We start from the raw sequence: 15,758 nt of genomic DNA on the forward strand, positions 1-15,758 counted from the left end.
AATCACCGCCAATTGCTATATGACTTATCCTACTTAATTAATAACGATAAATCTAACTAATTAAATTTGAATTTTGATAGATTTAATCTATCATTTAAGATAGATTATTAAAGAATAGTTTTGAATGGTCTGAATATGAAGCTACAGCAATTGCGTCATTTCTTATTTGTGGTAGAAGAAGGCGGCTTTCGGGCGGCGGCTGATCGCGCCAATCGCTCGCAAGCCGCTTTATCAGCATCGATAAAGGAATTAGAAAAAACCTTAGGTCAGCGTTTATTTGAAGTTGGAAACAAAGCCATACTGACGCCCTTTGGTGAAACCTGCTTACCAAAAGTTGAGCAGTTTCTTAGCGTTTATCAAGCGCTAGAAGACGACCTAAAAGCTTCTGCGTCTGGCGAAAAAGGTAAGATTAGAATTGCAAGCGTGCCGTCGCTAGTGACCAAGCTATTACCTAGCGTATTGGTCGAATACTCAAAGAAATATCCTGATATCGAGATTGTATTGATAGATGATAACTCTGTCGGTGTGGCCAATCGATTGTTAGCCGGTGAGATAGATTTGGCATTGGGCAATTGCACCAGTATTGATAAAGCAAATATAGATTTCACCTTATTAATATCAGACCCCATTGGCGTTGTCTGCCTTAAAGCCAATGAACTGAACAACGAGTTAAATCAATCGCAAGGGCTAACATGGCAGCAGCTCATGGCGCAGCCGTTTATCTATAACGGCACTTGCAGATTGCTCGAAAACACGCCAGCCGAAGCGCTCAATCGCAGGGCAAGGTACACGGTAGAAAACATCACATCGCTGTTTTCTTTATTGCGTAATGATCTAGGTATTACTACTCTACCCAAGCTTGCCTTCCCTGCGAATGAGCCGGAACTCGTTTGGATAGATTTAGTGGACCCTTCTTTAAACCGACAGATCGGTATCTTCAAACTTGCTGATAAATCTATCTCTCCCCCAGCTCAAGCATTTTATAATCTCTGTATTGCCTATGTTCAAAAGAACTATTGGCTGTAATGCTTAAGCATGGTTACTAGGGCGTGTCTTCAATGCACTCGACAGTCATCTAAATGGGCTAAAAATGGCTAAATCTTGCCAAACATCGTCAAATAGCTGGTCAATATCCCGATATTATCTGCGCTATTTTCTTGTTTGACGGCAATTTATCTCATTTTTATCACCATTTTTGAAACGAAGACACGCCCTAATAGCTTTGAACATGGAGACATAAAAAAGCTACGACACATCATGTATCGTAGCTTTTGGTTTAAGCAAACTTAAGCGAGCGCTGACCTAACTATTAAACCCAACCATCTTCCAACAGATGCTCAGTATTACTGATTTTAAAACCGTTGCATAAGTCATAAAATGTCATCGGATCTTCAATATTTTCGAGTAACTCTCGTTTATGCAGCGCCACAAATAACGCTAACGCATACGCCGCACTATGGATGGACTTTTTAGGATTAAAAGTAATATCAGTGAACCCTTGATATTGAATCACTTCCTCATGAAGCTGTGTATTTTGCTTTAGAGCATTCACGTACAGCCAGTCATAAAACGTCGTTAACGGCTCTACGCCCCACTCCATACCAAAGTAATTATAGCCAATGAGTTCGCCTGAGGTTGTGAGTCGCTCATCTTTGCGGGCTTGTCTTGGCGCTACTGTTAGCAGATCAAGATAAGGACCACCATCTTCAAAGATCATGCTGGCTTGAAAAGCATTTTCGACACTATATGGATTACCATCATGCTCATCCGTAATCTGTAAGCTGAACGGGCTTAGCGGAAAACTTAGCTTATTGCCAGACTTGCTAGAGAGCTCGAGTACTTGCTTAAATCCATACTTTTTGCGAATGACTTGTTGTAGGTCATTGATGGACTTTTTCTTTTGTCTGCTCGCAAATCCCACATGTCGCTCAAACATAACCATATCCGTTTTTACCAAATTGTCACTGTTGACTTTGGGCATGAATACGGGTCTTTGTTCTATCGTATTTGGTGCGTCTTCCATAGTGATGTGCCTTAATATCAATGGTCTTGTATAAAGTGTGCTTTCATAATTAGTCTAGCAAAAATGCTTATGACAGTTGATTCTGTCACTGCTATCAACGTTCTTTATTATTGGGGTTTTACTTTCTAGTAATAAAATATCGCTGCTCAATCTGAAATATGCTAAACCGAGTCAACGCTTGCGGAGGCAGTTTATCTTATTCTTAGTCATTTATCCTACCCTATTTCAAGGTTATTGATAACCTTACTAAGTTTTTTGCATCAATGCCTTGTATGGTGTAAATATAAGCAGTGTATTTGACCTATATTCGTCTTACTTTGTCCTAATCGTAGTCAAATTGATGGCTGTTCTTTATCACTGAACCGAAACGTAGATACGCTATTATTTCCATGAACATGCGCCTATACACGTAGAATGCATAGAATAACCGCGATAATCTCCGCATAATATGCATTGAATAGCAGTGTTAATCACCGCATTCTTTAAGAAGAATTATGAAATATGTGACCTAAGTATGTTGGTTCAAATACTAGAGCGCACACAAAAAGGCGACTCGGATGTGACTGAGTGGCTAATTTGGTTTCTACAGACGCTAGAGCAAGCACTGCTATCTGCTCAGACAACAACCAATAAGATTATCAACAAAGCAAAATTTTGGCAGGCGCACCGTCAACAAGCCCTAAACACAAGACAAGTAGCTATGCTTAATACCTTACTAACGAATTTTTATGGCAAACTGACCACCAAAAAATGGGCAACGATAACCAAGTGTTCAGCTGATACTGCATTAAGAGATATCAATGATTTGGTAGAAAAAGGCATGTTAAAAAAATCTGATGCCTCAGGACGTAGTACGAGTTATGAAGTCATGCTGTGAATTCAGGATTTTAATAAACAATTTTCTAAGGACGCTCTACAATTTGAGAAACGTTTAGTTAAGGAGGATTTAGAGTATCAAGGCTCTCGGTCTATTATTAGTGGTTCCATTATACCAGTCTGCTTTAAGTAGTCTGTTAATAGGTTTGAAGGGTGAAATAGCTGGCTCCCTTGGGGTATACCCTAAAAATCTAATTAAATTAGGGCGTGTTGAACATTGTTAATAAAATGATGGCAAAAAAATAGCAAACGGTTAACCTTTAAGTTCTCACACAAAAAAGACATCGTCTGCTATGCCTCGTACAATGCTTAAAGATCAACACTGGATAAGACTAAGACCTATATTACTAGAACTTAATATCTATAACAAAGGGAATCTTAGACAAACAGTCGAAGGCGTATTATATCGTATGCGTGTTGGCTGTCCTTGGCGTGATCTGCCACCTTGCTTTGGTAAGCCTAATACCGTCTACAAGGCTTATCAGCGCTGGTTTCGTAGCAACAAACTGATTGCGCTGTTCGCTTTATTAATTAAAGACTCAGACTGTGAATGGGTGTTTATCGATGGCACACACATTAAAGCACATCAGCACAGTAATGGTGGCTCCAGACTTAGTTGATAAGATTAATTTAAGTGGTACAGACATACTATGTGCCGATAAGGGCTATGATTCTGATCCGCTGCGAGCGCATATTGAACAAGCGGGTTGCTTCAATAATATTCCTCGAAAACAGAATACTAAGTCCACCAATAACCATATGGACTGGCACTTGTACAAGGCTCGACACTTAGTAGAAAATGCTTTTGCTAAGTTAAAAAACTACAGGGCGGTTGCAACTAGATTTGATAAGCTCAAGCAAAGTTATGAGAATACGGTGGCTCTCGCTTGTGCTTATCTTTGGTTGAAACTTTGAATGTTCAACACGGCCTAACATCTTTAACATCAATGCGAGGTTTATGATCTTCGACTGTATCTTTATTCCATCTGCTTTACCATTGGCACCTTCTTTAGTTTAATATCTAAACTAAAGAAGGTTTTCAAAATTATCATCATGATATAAAGACATTTTTTCTTTAAATTCTTTTTTTATTTTATTTACATATAAATCTGATACATCTTTTACTTCAAGTTCGAAATAAGATAAGTCATTCAATATACCTAGTGTGCAAATTTTACGTTTTCTATTGTCTCTGGAGTTCTTCTCTATCGTAATCATCACATCTACTGCAAGTAAAGCGATAGGGTAGTATGTACCACAATGATTGCTTCCTAAAGAATTTAATATTTGATCACCTATATAGTTTGGGTCATCATCTTTGTTAAGATTAATCAAATTTATCAAGTTTTCTTTCAAGATTAATGGATTATAAGAAGATGGACTATACTTGTCTTTCCAACTCTCATTTAAGACCTTATCAGTCAATAATTTATTATTCACTCCATTTACCTCCTGTATAGTTAGCTGACTCCAAAAATGTTATAAAGTAAATCAACTAAACGATTATCACTATAAATGAGCATGACTTACTCCCTAGATTATCGCAAACAAGTCCTGAAAAGCTTAGATGATGGCATGACCTTTGCTGAAGCTGCTGTTTTCTATGATATCAGTCCGACGACTATCCAGAAGTGGAAAAAGCGTCTTCACAGTAAAACCACCCGAGATATTAAGCCCTACAAAATAGAAGATGACGCTTTAGCTCAAGATGTTAAGGATTACCCTGACGATTATCACTATGAGCGTGCACAGCGCTTTAATTGTAGCCCAACAGGCATCAGTAAAGCCTTAAAACGTATTGGTATTAGCAAAAAAAAAGACACTTGAGCATCCCAAAGCTTGTCCCCTAAAGAGAGCTCGCTACCTAAAGAAACTCAACCACTTTATCTCTCAAGGCTTTGCTATTGTCTACATGGATGAAAGTGGCTTTGAGAGTGAAACAATGCGCCCTTGTGGCTATGCACCCATTGGTAAACCCTGTGTTGATCGCTACAACTGGCAAGCTAAAGATCGAACCAACGTCATTGGTGCACTATATGGAAAAATGATTTTTGCACTCGATTACTTTGAGCACAACATTAACAGCAGTATATTCTACGATTGGTGCAAACAAACACTAATCCCAAGTCTTAAAACAAAATGCGTGATTGTCATGAATAATGCCAAGTTTCATAAAAATAAACGCATTCAAAAGCTATTGAACAGGCATGATCATCGTATTCTTTGGCTGCCGCCGTACAGCCCAGACTTGAACCCTATCGAAAAGAAATGGGCACAGGTGAAGTTTCTACGGCAAGGGTAGATGTAGAATAATCTACCTAAACTGTTTCATGGTATGGGTTGTACTAATTTTATTGTGAACTGACTAGACAAGTACTTCAATAGCCGCTGCTAAGTTTTGGTGCACGCACAATTCACGAAGAAATACACCCGCGCGCAAGCTTATTTGTTAAACTTTGACTATTAATCGCTAAGGTTATACCAAAAGAACAGTTGATAATCTTAACAACTTCAATTTTAATTATTTGAACCAAAGGAATGTTTATGGCTGTTTATAATGCCCCTCTTAATGACATGCGCTTTATCTTAAATGACGTATTCAAAGCGCCAGAGTTTTGGCAAAACAACGAAAACTTGGCTCATGTCGACATGGAAACTGTCGATATGATTTTAGAAGAAATGGCCAAACTGACAAAAAACATTCTACTACCTATCAACCGTAGCGGTGATGAAGAAGGCGCAACCTTCGAAGGCAATGGCGTTGTCACTACTCCGACCGGATTTAAAGAAGCCTACAAACAATATGCTGAGTCTGGCTGGGTTGGCTTGAGTGGCAATGCTGAATACGGCGGTCAAGGCTTTCCTAAAATGGTTACCATGCTCACCGAAGAGATGGTGTTCACTGTCAACCAATCCTTTGCATTGTATCCAAACCTAACCGTTGGGGCGACGCTGTGCTTGAATGCTGCTGGCTCTGAAGAACAAAAGAAAACCTATCTAGAAAAAATGTATAACGGTGAATGGTCTGGCACCATGTGCTTGACAGAGCCACATGCTGGTACTGATCTGGGTATTATCAAGACCAAAGCAGTGCCTAATGATGATGGTAGCTACGATATCTCTGGTACCAAAATTTTTATCACTGGTGGCGAGCATGACCTCACAGACAATATCATTCATTTAGTATTGGCAAAAACACCAAATGCGCCAGAAGGCTCAAAAGGTATCTCGTTATTTGTGGTACCAAAATTCTTGGTCAATGCAGATGGTAGCTTAGGCGAGCGCAACACATTAGCGGTAGGTTCTATCGAACACAAAATGGGTATCAAAGCCTCTGCGACTTGTGTGATGAACTTTGATAATGCCAAAGGCTGGATGGTCGGTGCAGAGAATACTGGTCTATCATCAATGTTTATCATGATGAACTACGAGCGCGTTACTATGGGCTTGCAAGGCCTTGGTGGTTCTGAGCTTGCCTATCAAAATGCGGCTCTATACGCCAATGACCGTGGTCAAGGCCGTAGCGATACACAGCTACAAAGCCCAGAAAAACCTGCTGATGCAATCATTCATCATGCTGACGTCCGTCGTATGCTATTGAACGCCAAAGTAAACACCGAAGCGTCACGCTGTTTTGCTATGTACGTTGCCAAAAATCTTGATGCAGAAAAGTTTAGTACCGATCCTGAGTCAGCCAAAGCAGCCGCTGCTCGCGTTGCCCTATTGACACCTGTTGCTAAAGCATTCTTGACTGACAAAGCATTAGAAGCAACCGTTGATTGCCAGCAAGTCTTTGGGGGTCATGGCTATATCCGTGAATGGGGTATGGAGCAAATCGTTCGTGATACACGTATTGCGCAGATTTATGAAGGTACCAATGGCATTCAAGCGCTTGACTTATTGGGTCGTAAAGTTGCTCGCAACAATGGCAAGTACGTCACTCACTTCTTGGGTGAAATTCGTGATTTTGTCAACAATATGCAAGCAGATCATGCCATCAAACAAGCTACTTTGAATGCAGCAGATACCATCGAAGCGTTAACCACAACTGTGCTTAGCAACATCGGCGAACGCAAAAATGAAATCAATGGCTGTGCGGTTGATTATATGCATGCTTTCGGCTACCTCGCTTATTCGTACATGTTTGCGTTGATGGTAGAAGCAGCCAATGGTAAAGAAGGCGAGTTTTATACCAATAAAGCCAAGCTTGCGGATTACTTCGTTGGCCGTGTCCTGCCTCGTATTGATGCTCATGCACAAATGGTCAAAGCTGGTAGTGACCCAATGATGAACTTTGATCTTGCTTATTTCGATGTTCCTGCGAGCTAAGCACCCGTCATAGCCAACCTAAAACATCTTGATTAAAAGGACAGTCCTGTTACTGTCCTTTTTTTTGTCAAAATAACTGCTAACAAAATAATTCAGTATCAATGCGCCGTTCCGATTAAAATAACGCAAGACAATGTATCGCTTGCCTACAACTGAACGATGAGCAAGCATTACTCAACCACTTATACCGACTTAAATAATAAAAATGATTGAAACAACGATGATAAAGGGTGCGACGTGTCAGAATTAAAACGCATTTTACAACAGATTACCGCCCTGAGCGATGTGCCTGATCCTGCGGTACTCAAACGCTTAATCGATGAGCTACGAGTCAGCGATAAAGAACCCACTTTAGCCAATGAAAAAATTCAATCCCTTATTGATATCATACATCAGCATCCAGAATATGGAGATGGACTGTCTAGTTTTGTGCTAAAACTGATTATTCAATATCGACAAATCGCACTGTATACCGATACTGGTATCATGTCCGATCAAGGATTTTTTAACAGTTTACGCCGTTTGGTTGGGCATCGATTTTTGCCAATACTACCTCAAGATGACTCAGTCGTTGAGCTGGTTGGCTATTTATTTAACAAGCGCTCTGATGAACGTTGGCTGGCCAATATTGAAAGAGAAAAGTGGGATGATCTGGTCAAACAGATTAAAGTAGAAGACAAGCACTTAAACTTAGTTGCTACTGCAAAAAACAGCATTTTAAACGCCATTATTATTCTGTCTTACCGCATCAGCGGTATCGGTCTGCATCCTGATTTGATGGAATCGTATCCACAGATACTAAATTACTCAGCGTCTTTTGTTGCACAAAATCAAGAAGCCGTCCTTTTCGTCAATCAATACCGTCAAGCGCATGAGCTCGATACATTGACAGACATCACGCCTGAACAAGCAGTCGACCCAGCGCCATTATTGGTCATGCTTGAACAGTGCGAAGATATCGTTGCCACCGTACGTAAGCGTATTTATAAGACTGGTATTTCTATTCGTTTGACCAATATGATGCTGCGTTTAGATCAAAGCTTGCAGCGTATGCGGATTTTGACTGAGCTGGTCACAGACGATAATCAAAAGCGAGATCGTGCTGTTATCGAGCTGATACAAGCGCTTATCACTACGGCCAATCGTCGCTATAGTATAGGTTATTTGATTGATAACAATACCAAGCTACTCTCCCGAAAAGTCACAGAAAATGCCAGTCGCGTCGGTGAGCATTATATTAGTACCGATAAAGCGGGCTATCAAAAGATGCTCAAAAAAGCCTCTATTGGTGGCTTTGTCATCGCATTTATGGCAACCATAAAAATACTGGCGTACCACTTGGCACTCGCACCCATGGGTCGCGCATTTATCAACAGTATGATTTATGGCTTAGGTTTCGTATTTATTCATGTCATTCGCGGCACAGTAGCGACCAAGCAGCCAGCCATGACTGCTGCTGCAATCGCCTCTACCATTTCTGAAGGCTCTGGTAAAAAATCCCATCAATTGACCAAGCTATCAGAATTGGTCGTTGATATTTTGCGGACTCAATTTATCGCTATCATGGGTAACGTCATGCTGGCCGTACCCGTCGCTTTGATTATATCTTTTGCTTGGTTGCAATATACTGGCGCGCCAATGATTGATACCGAAAAAGCAGGACACTTGCTACATGATCTCGACCCCTTTCACTCATTAGCACTTCCCCATGCTGCCATTGCTGGGGTTTATCTGTTCTTATCTGGTTTGATTGCCGGCTACTACGACAACTTAGCGGTTTATAACAACGTAGGCGCACGCATACAACGTCACAAATTACTGAAATACATATTGCCTAGTTCATGGCTTCAGCGTTTAGGCGGCTTTATAGAAGCCAACTTGGGCGCTATCATGGGTAACTTCTTATTCGGGGTGTTCTTAGGTAGTACCGCGACTATCGGCTATATCTTCGGCTTACCAATTGATATTCGTCACATTGCCTTTGCCTCGGCGAATTTGGCACATGGATTGTTTAACATATCTGCTGATGACATAAGCTGGAGCCTCATTCTGATTTCTATACTTGGTGTGGCACTTATTGGTTTGGTCAACTTAATCGTTAGCTTTTCACTGGCACTGTTTGTCGCCCTACGTTCTAAAGAAGTTCGCTTTTTTGAATGGAGTCGCCTCACAAAACTGGTGTTTGGCCATATTATTAGCCACCCTTCTGACTTTTTTTGGCCACGCGATAAGCCAATGAAATATGCGCGTATCGATAGTCAGGGTCACATGATATTTGATGATACTTCAGCACAAAAAAATGGCAAATCTATACCAAGTAATTATGTGGTGAGACGACTGTCTGATGTCAGAATATTACCTGAGTCTAAACATGCTGATGCGCAAAGTTCACAGACAAACACAAACATAAACTATGAAAAACCGCCAACAGATGAGCATACGCAGCCTTATAACTCTCCTGACAAAGTAATGGATTTGGACGACGGTTTAGTCGATGAAGAGCTCAATAGCCTGCCCTACACCAATGATATTCAGTACAATCAAACGGACAAAACACCAAACAACCATGATTACGATGCTAACAGTGATATCAGCAAAGAACCACATCATGTAGATCCTGATAGCAAAGCAGCGGGCGATGCAAAAACACCCTTGCCAAAACCAAAAAAGCCACCAAAACTGCCTAATTAATAGGATGGTTTAGGTGGCTTTATACTTGGTTAACTACTGATCTTATGGCTAATGAGATGGCTAACCATGTTTTTTGATACGTCATTGCTCTCACCACCTAAATCTTATCAAGCCCCCAGAGTTTGCCGCTTCGTATAAAATGATGGTATATCCCTGTCGTATTTGACAACAAGAGTCAACAGAGCAATCAGCAGCCCTAATATGTACATGTTCAACAGACCCTAACAAGCAAGGCAATCGATTTGAAAATTTTAATGGTGTTGTTTTACGGCCTTAATAAGGGCGCTGGTGTTGAACGAGTAGGTTCTATGATTGCTAACGGTCTATCTGAGGTGGGCCATGAAATAATATTAGCTAGTCTTGGACCTTGTGATACACCTTTCTTTCCTCTAAATGAAGATATTAAAATAATTTCACTATCGGGTTCTCCGCGCGTTAAGTTAGGTCATACGCCTAATGCTATTTATAAAATAAGAAAGCTGTTAAAAGCAGAGCATGCTGACATAATAATGGCAGTAGACACAAAGTCTATTCCATATACTTTACCCGCGACTTTAGGCTTGAAAGTAAAGCACATAGGCTGGGAGCATTTTAACTTTGATCCTAGTGAATGTCTCAGCAGAAGCTCTATCGTCAGACATTTAGCGGCACGATATTGTGACTCAGTGGTTACTTTAACCGAAAGAGATAAGGAATATTGGTTAAAAAACACTCGTCATAAATCACAAATAATCGCTATCGCCAATCCTTGTCCGTTTCCTATTCAAGAGTATATTGAGGAAAATAAAAAAATAGTATTGGCGGTTGGTCGTCTACATAGAGAAAAAGGGTTTGACTTATTACTTGAAGCTTGGCTTCAGGTAACTGCAATGATGCCAGAGTGGACATTAAAAATAGTTGGTGAGGGTGAAGAAAGAGCAAAGCTAACTGAGTTTATTGAAGCAAACCAAATAACTGAGAGTGTGGAACTGGTCGGTGCGACTGATAATGTGGGTCACTATTATAGAGAGGCAGAAATATTTTGCCTGAGCTCTCGAGCAGAAGGGTTTGGTATGGTTTTAACTGAGGCTTTAGCTTTTGGCCTCCCTATTGTTAGTTTTGATTGTGGACCGGGCCCCGCAGAAGTTTTAAAAGGCACAGGCTCTATTTTAGTTCCTAAAAATGATATTGGCCAACTTGCTTCAGCGTTGATTGGTTTAATGAAGGATGATGAGCAGAGAAAAACTATCAGCTTAAGAGGTAAAGAGAAAGTCGAAATTTATCAATCCGCTAATATAATAAGTGAGTGGTTAGATCTACTTAAAAGTTTTAAATAACTTAAAATATTATCTTAATTATCTCTATGACTGGTTTATACCTATGGCGAACCAATCAGTTACCTTTACTGGTTCTGTCCGCTAATGAGGATTTGAACTTCTGGCTGTAGCCCACGTTATTCCAATGGATATAAACTTTTTTATGTTTAACATACCGCTAAGCCTTATTTGTCATAAGACCCGTTATGGGGAAAATGTGTGGTTTACTAGTGAGGATTTTTAATAAAGTATTGTAGTTAAATATCTTTAAACAACGGATTTTCTCTAAAAAAATTTATTGATTCTTCATGATTGTAGCTACCAGCTTGCCATAAAACTCGCATGAGGTGATTAAACCTATCAATACAATAATCAATCTCATCTTCGCTATATCTATATGTATCAAATGTCCATGTCCATGTCCATGCAACTGTAGAGCTCCTATGAGCACAGACTAGATTATTTATACTATTTCCTAGGTAATAGATATTTCTTGCAAGATTTTTTTCTATCATATTCTTGTCATTCAGGTACTTACTTAACTTTATTAGTGAATATTCAAGATCCCAATATTTATCAACATCCCATGTGTCTTCACTCTCTAAATAATAATGAAAAGAGTCACTATTCCAAAACTTTTCTTCGCATTCATTTATTTCCATAAGCATAATTTCCTGTTTTCTGCATCGAGCTTGCCATTATCAGCGCACCAATATAATCAGTTATAAGAGAAGCTGTTTTTTTAGAGTATTGCTAGGCCGTGTCCTCATTTTAAAAATGGTGATAAAAATGAGATAAATTGCCGTCAAACGAGGAAAATAGTGCAGATAATATCGGGATATTGACCAACTATTTGACGATGTTTGGCAAAATTTAGCTGTTTTTAGCCCATTTAGAGGACACTCGTTTGAATTGAGGACACGCCCTAGTATACATATGGCGAACTAATCAGGTGCTTTCACTGGTTCGGTACCCTAGTGAGGACTTGAATCTTAGACTGTAAGATAATGGTATTAGCTATCTTCCGCGCTATTTTTTTAAAAATGTTAAATCAATCTAAAATACTTTTAGACACGTTACCCGTAGCATTAAATTCTAAAAAGCATTGTTTAACTACTTCTAAATCACTAATAACCGTTGTAGAGCTATGAAGTTCTCCATTAACATACTCCCAATCATCTCTTGAAGCATCAGGGTTATACGCTGTTCTAACATCTAAATAGCCTTCATCATCATAATCCAACAGCATCAAAAGATATCTTCCATTCGCCATATATACAGTTAACTTTAAAGGTTCAATATCTTCTTTAGCAAGTACGTTTTCAATCATAACAGTGCCTCTGCAGTTAGCATTCAATTCATTTAGCTTTGATAAAATATACTCTTTACTAGGTTTATCAACTATACGAATGCTTTTGCTTACACCATTGTCTATGTAGTATCCTTCGAATTTCATATCTATCATTGTTTGACCTTTTTAATTGATCTCATACCTGGTTCTGGTTCCCAGTAATAAGTCTGACCCCTGCCGTCAAATCCGTACAGTTAAACTTGGGAGATTTTAATCACACAACCTTACGATAAAAATCAAATCGCAAGAACCATGATTGTTTTTCTGATAAAAGATGCGTTTTTATTTTTATTAAGGTATACCCCAACGGAACCAGTTATTTCACTCGATAAACCTATTAACAGACTACTTAACGCAGACTGTATTTTCGGAACCACTTAAAACAGACCGCTTATCTATCTTTGTATATCAAGCTCAGCTATAGCATTCCTTAAGACTTGGGGCACTGCTCGCTTGACGTTATTACTTGACCATCACTGAGACGATAAGCCAATAGACAATTGCCCCACACACAGCCACCGTCGAGTGCACGCGCATGTGGCAAATTAACCTCACCTTTTAGCGCAGCCCAATGTCCAAATAGTATCTTACGAGTGCGTGGTACTTGCCACTCAAACCAAGGCAAAAACCCTTCTGGCATAGGCTCGTCTAAGCCAGCGGCAAAGCTAAACTCAAGCGACCCATCCTGCTTACTCAGGCGCATACGCGTAAAGTAATTGGCTATTGCACGCATCTTGGTGAACCCCTCGATATCTGTATGCCATTCATCAGCTTCTTTGCTATACAAATTTGGTAATAAGCGATCGAGCTGCCATAAGCTGCTTTGTAATTGCGCTTCTACTTGTTGTGCATAGCCTGCCGCTTCATCGATGCTCCAATGCGGTGGAATACCAGCATGTACCAACACCGTGTGCTCATCAGGATAAGCCAATAGCGGCTGATGACGTAACCACTCAAGTAACTCATCACAATCATCAGCGGCAAAAATAGGTGCCGTTTTGTCTTTACTTTTAAGCTTGGCCACACCGCGCCAGACTGCTATTAAATTAAGATCATGATTGCCAAGGACTGTCGCTGCCGCTCCTTGCTCACAAAGCGCCTTGATATGACGCAGCGTGTTCAATGAGTCCTCACCGCGTGCTACCAGATCACCAGCAAACCATAAATTGTCTTGGGCTGGATCAAAATTTAATAATTCAAGTAATTTAAGATAAGCAGCATAGCAACCTTGCAGGTCTCCAATGACATACTGGTGACGAAAACTCATAGTACCTCTATGCTTTTTAGATATGAATTGATATAAGAGCACTCTTAAGTGAGTACCCTTATATCAATAGTTTTAGGTGAATAATTTTATGTGAATATTTTGAGAGGTGTTCAATAATAGATTGAATTAACCTTCTACTTTACGTGCCTGATTGCTCAAATTGACAAAATCTTTCACACTTAAGACTTCAGGACGTGCCTGCGGATCGATAGCGCAAGCCGCAAAATCTTCTTCGCTCAACGTTGGCAATAGCGTAGATTTCTTAAAAATCGCACGTAGTGTCTTACGACGATGGTTAAAGGTTTCGCGTACGACAATCGAAAAATACTCTTCATCTTCTGCCACGACTGGTTTAGTAATATGCGGAGTCAAACGAAATACAGCACTGGTTACTTTTGGTGGCGGATTAAAAGCGCCACGTGGTACGGTCAATAGATAATCTGTACCACAGTGATATTGCATAATAACTGATAAGCGGCCATAAGTTTTACTACCAACATCAGCAGTGATACGCTCAACCACTTCTTTTTGCAACATAAAGTGCATGTCTTCTATCACATCAGCATAACTGAGTAAATGAAAAAGTATCGGGGTAGAGATGTTATATGGCAGGTTACCGACCACACGTAGCTTGCCGCGCTCAGGACTATACAGCTCGCGATAATCCACATGCATCGCGTTGTTTTTGATAATCTCAAAATTTGGATGACTGTTAGCACCGATACGAATACGCAAGCTGTCTGCCAAATCACGATCCAACTCTACTACGGTCATCGCATCGACTTCTGCCAATAGTGGCTCAGTCAACGCACCCATTCCCGGCCCGATCTCAATTAGGTTGTCATCGCGCTCGAGACGAATGCTTTCAACGATTTCGCGAATGACGCTGCCATCATGCAAGAAGTTTTGACCAAAGCGCTTACGCGGTTGGTGTTTGACAGCGCGTAGGCTGTTAGAAATAGATTGAGCATCAAACGGAGTTTTGGACATAGAAGAGTCTTAATGTATAAAAGATAAATGGGCGATAATGGCAACAATATGCCAATTATATAATGATGAATTATACCACAGCTCAGAATTAGGCTGTATTGTTGAAACATTATTATCGATAAGCTACCCAACGTCATTTGTCATAACGTCTCTTATGGGAAGAAGAGCTGCTATCTAGTGAGGATTTGAATATCAAGCTGTAGGCTAATGTCATCGGCGCTTTAACTCACTGAAATATTTACAGTGTGAGAGGTTTTAATGAAGCGTTATAGTTAAATATATTTAAAGCCCTTTAAATAAGGGGTTTTCTTTAAGTAAATAGTGATCCTCACGTAAAGGAATTTTTCCCCAAAAAATTCTCATAATATGAGTAAACCTATCGTAATACTCTGTTAACTCTTCTATATCTATATTTTCTATACTCCAAGCATCATATGGGTTTAGAGTTGAAGAAAATGCTGTTTCAATTGATCTTCCTAGGTAGTAAACATCTGCCATCACCATCTTGTCTACAGTTTCTTTATTTTCAATCTCTTTGATAATACTTAGTAAAAAGACTTCTAGCTACCAATATTTATCAACGTCCCAAACAAAATCATTCTTTAATTTATCAGTAAAGGATTCATGACCCCAAAGATACGTTCGTATGTTAGACTTCATTTCAATATCCATTTTTTTACAGAACCTGCCATAATTATTGAGAATATAGCTTACAGTTTGCTGCCTGTATAGCGCACTGCCCTAACTTAATGGTGTGATAACTACTGAACTGATTTAATCAGTTCGGTTCTCTAGTGAGGACTTGAACCCAGAACCTAAATTGTCGATATTAAATATTTTATATCTTTAAGGTTGCTATTAGGGTCTGTTGAACATTCAAATGTGGTGCTGGCAGTCACCATTTTTTAGACAATATGCAGTGAAATTTTTGACGCC

General features: G+C 39.8%; 14 protein-coding genes and 1 pseudogene. 8 read left to right on the forward strand and 7 right to left on the reverse strand.

All coding sequences use genetic code 11. From position 1 onward, the window contains the following. The first annotated feature begins 135 nt into the window (after positions 1-135). Complete coding sequence (locus QL982_RS09915) at positions 136-1,026, forward strand: LysR family transcriptional regulator (RefSeq protein ID WP_290164633.1); 891 nt, start codon at positions 136-138, stop codon at positions 1,024-1,026. Between the two features lie 283 nt (positions 1,027-1,309). Here QL982_RS09915 and QL982_RS09920 read toward each other — a convergent pair whose 3' ends face one another. After that, positions 1,310-2,023 carry a hypothetical protein gene (locus QL982_RS09920; RefSeq protein ID WP_290164632.1) on the reverse strand — a complete coding sequence of 238 codons (714 nt, stop codon included), beginning with the start codon at positions 2,021-2,023 and terminating at the stop codon, positions 1,310-1,312. 514 nt (positions 2,024-2,537) lie between these two features. Here QL982_RS09920 and QL982_RS09925 point away from each other — a divergent pair. Together QL982_RS09925 and QL982_RS09930 are read left to right on the forward strand one after the other, a co-directional pair. Continuing rightward, positions 2,538-2,900: a hypothetical protein gene (locus tag QL982_RS09925; RefSeq protein ID WP_290164631.1), complete on the forward strand. Its 363-nt coding sequence runs from the start codon at positions 2,538-2,540 to the stop codon at positions 2,898-2,900. Positions 2,901-3,192: 292 nt separating this feature from the next. Then, a pseudogene (locus tag QL982_RS09930) lies at positions 3,193-3,814 on the forward strand (transposase). A 111-nt stretch (positions 3,815-3,925) separates the two neighbouring features. On the opposite strand, the gene QL982_RS09935 reads toward QL982_RS09930, so the two are convergent. Beyond that, entirely contained in the window at positions 3,926-4,339 is a 414-nt protein-coding gene (locus QL982_RS09935; RefSeq protein ID WP_290166048.1) for a hypothetical protein, read from the reverse strand. Between the two features lie 81 nt (positions 4,340-4,420). Here QL982_RS09935 and QL982_RS09940 point away from each other — a divergent pair, with 81 nt between their 5' ends. The 5 genes from QL982_RS09940 (at position 4,421) to QL982_RS09960 (ending at position 11,235) form a co-directional block, all read left to right on the forward strand. After that, positions 4,421-4,726, forward strand: a complete 306-nt coding sequence (locus QL982_RS09940) for an IS630 transposase-related protein (RefSeq protein WP_290190291.1) — start codon at positions 4,421-4,423, stop codon at positions 4,724-4,726. Continuing rightward, the gene (locus tag QL982_RS09945; protein ID WP_290190292.1) at positions 4,698-5,201 is read left to right on the forward strand and encodes a transposase; all 504 of its coding nucleotides are present in this window, start codon (positions 4,698-4,700) and stop codon (positions 5,199-5,201) included. Before QL982_RS09940 ends, QL982_RS09945 begins: the two co-directional genes overlap by 29 nt. A 242-nt stretch (positions 5,202-5,443) precedes the next feature. Continuing rightward, positions 5,444-7,228: an acyl-CoA dehydrogenase C-terminal domain-containing protein gene (locus QL982_RS09950; RefSeq protein WP_290165661.1), complete on the forward strand. Its 1,785-nt coding sequence runs from the start codon at positions 5,444-5,446 to the stop codon at positions 7,226-7,228. A 237-nt stretch (positions 7,229-7,465) separates the two neighbouring features. After that, positions 7,466-9,919: a site-specific recombinase gene (locus QL982_RS09955; protein WP_290165663.1), complete on the forward strand. Its 2,454-nt coding sequence runs from the start codon at positions 7,466-7,468 to the stop codon at positions 9,917-9,919. A 242-nt stretch (positions 9,920-10,161) separates the two neighbouring features. Continuing rightward, positions 10,162-11,235 (forward strand): glycosyltransferase family 4 protein, encoded by a 1,074-nt coding sequence (locus QL982_RS09960; protein WP_290190293.1) that lies wholly within the window; start codon positions 10,162-10,164, stop codon positions 11,233-11,235. Between the two features lie 236 nt (positions 11,236-11,471). Here the strand turns inward: QL982_RS09960 and QL982_RS09965 are convergent, their stop codons facing one another. The 5 genes from QL982_RS09965 to QL982_RS09985 all read right to left on the reverse strand — a co-directional run bounded on the left by QL982_RS09965 (position 11,472) and on the right by QL982_RS09985 (position 15,320). Beyond that, a complete protein-coding gene (locus QL982_RS09965) occupies positions 11,472-11,876 on the reverse strand; it encodes a hypothetical protein (RefSeq protein WP_290166208.1) in 405 nt (134 codons plus the stop codon). 389 nt (positions 11,877-12,265) lie between these two features. After that, positions 12,266-12,679, reverse strand: coding sequence for a hypothetical protein (locus QL982_RS09970; protein ID WP_290166076.1), 414 nt, complete (start codon positions 12,677-12,679; stop codon positions 12,266-12,268). 316 nt (positions 12,680-12,995) lie between these two features. Further along, complete coding sequence (locus QL982_RS09975; RefSeq protein WP_290166074.1) at positions 12,996-13,832, reverse strand: symmetrical bis(5'-nucleosyl)-tetraphosphatase; 837 nt, start codon at positions 13,830-13,832, stop codon at positions 12,996-12,998. A gap of 126 nt (positions 13,833-13,958) precedes the next feature. Beyond that, on the reverse strand, positions 13,959-14,822 hold the full coding sequence (gene rsmA / locus QL982_RS09980; protein ID WP_290166118.1) for a 16S rRNA (adenine(1518)-N(6)/adenine(1519)-N(6))-dimethyltransferase RsmA: 864 nt from the start codon (positions 14,820-14,822) through the stop codon (positions 13,959-13,961). 282 nt (positions 14,823-15,104) lie between these two features. Further along, entirely contained in the window at positions 15,105-15,320 is a 216-nt protein-coding gene (locus tag QL982_RS09985) for a hypothetical protein (RefSeq protein ID WP_290190294.1), read from the reverse strand. Positions 15,321-15,758: the final 438 nt, after the last annotated feature.

It is taken from the genome of Psychrobacter sp. 5A.1 (assembly GCF_030407455.1).
Classification (GTDB): domain Bacteria; phylum Pseudomonadota; class Gammaproteobacteria; order Pseudomonadales; family Moraxellaceae; genus Psychrobacter.

Excerpts from the sequence above, each read along its gene's own strand:
- QL982_RS09915 (WP_290164633.1), top strand. The coding sequence starts at position 136 with ATGAAGCTACAGCAATTGCGTCATTTCTTATTTGTGGTAGAAGAAGGC.
- rsmA (WP_290166118.1), bottom strand. The coding sequence starts at position 14,822 with ATGTCCAAAACTCCGTTTGATGCTCAATCTATTTCTAACAGCCTACGC.
- QL982_RS09925 (WP_290164631.1), top strand. The coding sequence starts at position 2,538 with ATGTTGGTTCAAATACTAGAGCGCACACAAAAAGGCGACTCGGATGTG.
- QL982_RS09950 (WP_290165661.1), top strand. The coding sequence starts at position 5,444 with ATGGCTGTTTATAATGCCCCTCTTAATGACATGCGCTTTATCTTAAAT.
- QL982_RS09940 (WP_290190291.1), top strand. The coding sequence starts at position 4,421 with ATGACTTACTCCCTAGATTATCGCAAACAAGTCCTGAAAAGCTTAGAT.
- QL982_RS09970 (WP_290166076.1), bottom strand. The coding sequence starts at position 12,679 with ATGATAGATATGAAATTCGAAGGATACTACATAGACAATGGTGTAAGC.
- QL982_RS09985 (WP_290190294.1), bottom strand. The coding sequence starts at position 15,320 with ATGGCAGATGTTTACTACCTAGGAAGATCAATTGAAACAGCATTTTCT.
- QL982_RS09975 (WP_290166074.1), bottom strand. The coding sequence starts at position 13,832 with ATGAGTTTTCGTCACCAGTATGTCATTGGAGACCTGCAAGGTTGCTAT.
- QL982_RS09920 (WP_290164632.1), bottom strand. The coding sequence starts at position 2,023 with ATGGAAGACGCACCAAATACGATAGAACAAAGACCCGTATTCATGCCC.
- QL982_RS09965 (WP_290166208.1), bottom strand. The coding sequence starts at position 11,876 with ATGGAAATAAATGAATGCGAAGAAAAGTTTTGGAATAGTGACTCTTTT.